Origin of the sequence: Vibrio sp. R-1, assembly GCF_035615595.1 — a bacterium.
GTDB lineage: Bacteria > Pseudomonadota > Gammaproteobacteria > Enterobacterales > Vibrionaceae > Vibrio > Vibrio cholerae.
In genome coordinates, this window is sequence record NZ_WPDC01000194.1 from 1 (window position 1) to 1,328 (window position 1,328).

The window sequence follows — 1,328 nt, forward strand, 5'->3', positions numbered from 1 at the left end:
CCAGCGCCACCGAGCAGCAAAACTCCGTGACCGATGAGCTCAACCGCAGCATTGTTAACATCCACAATGCCTCTGATGAGGTGGCACAAGGTGCCAACCAGACCGCGCAGGCCTGTGGTGAGCTCAATCAACTGGCGAACAATCTACAGCACACGATCGCTCGATTTAGTCTATAAGGCGCGCTCTTCACTTTAGCACGCATCTCTACACCGTGGCGCTGGCTATCCAAGCCAGCGCTGCCGGCCAGATACATTTCTCGATATAACCACTTATATCAAGTCACAGGTTAAAGTTAGACATAAACACCACCACAATCACTTAATTAAGCACATCGAACCAGATAGTTAATTGAATATCGCACAATAAATCCATCGCCACGGCAAAAACACAAAACAAAGTAAATATGACAGTGAGATATATTTATATTTGTCGCACAATTTAGTCGACAACGTTATTTTTTGCATTGCGTGCGGTTTAATTGCCAATCACTGCATATTTGGCTGTTTTTTATCCCAATGACACAGATCACATTTAATATTCTTTTTTTCTATCCGATAGATTCTCTCTGAATACATTATCGAAAATAGACCTGACGCATCATGTTTGAAACTAGCAATGGAGCATGCGGTTAAATTCAATTTCTGATGCGATATCACTGCCGTTATGCTGGAGCAATCAATGTCATTACGTGACTTAAATATCGGTAAAAAGCTGTTCTTATCCTTTTCCTTGCTCTGTCTGATTATTATCGGGATTGGGGGCTTATCACTGACACTGTTTCAACGCATGAACGCCGAAACGTTGGAAGTGACTGATAATACAGTACCTAGTCTGATGCTAGTGTCAGAAGCATCGATCCTGATTAGCGACTTTCGTCGTTACGAACTGGGCTATTTACTGGTTATTAATGACGCAAACCGTCAAGAGTATCTGAATAAATTGCTGGAGCTGAAACAAGATGCCAGTAATGAGTTGCAAAAATACGCCAGCTATGTATCAGGTGCCGATGATCAAGAGGCTTATCAGCGCGTCACCAATAAATGGGCGCAATATCTGAACATCCACAATCAGTTTATTTCCGCATTGCATGCAGGCGATACCAATCAAGCCAAGCAAATATTATTGACCTCCGGTAGTTCGACCATTTTTGAGCTGGATGATTTAATCGCCAACTTGATGAAAATTAACCGTGATTACAGTGTGGAAAATCGCACCTCTGCACTTTCTATTTATTCGATGGTAAAACTGAACGTCGGCATTGCGCTATTGGTGGCCATCGGCCTGGTGATATTACTGGCGACAGTGTTAACCCGTCAGATCCGCGATCC

1 protein-coding gene and 1 pseudogene are annotated in these 1,328 nt (G+C 43.1%); both read left to right on the top strand.

Going from position 1 to position 1,328, the window contains the following annotated elements; genetic code table 11:
* Positions 1–176, top strand: a pseudogene (locus GOU96_RS17550) (methyl-accepting chemotaxis protein); the annotation flags it as partial.
* A 502-nt stretch (positions 177–678) separates the two neighbouring features.
* The coding region (locus GOU96_RS17555) for an MCP four helix bundle domain-containing protein (RefSeq protein ID WP_324702069.1) at positions 679–1,328 on the top strand (650 nt) is incomplete at its 3' end.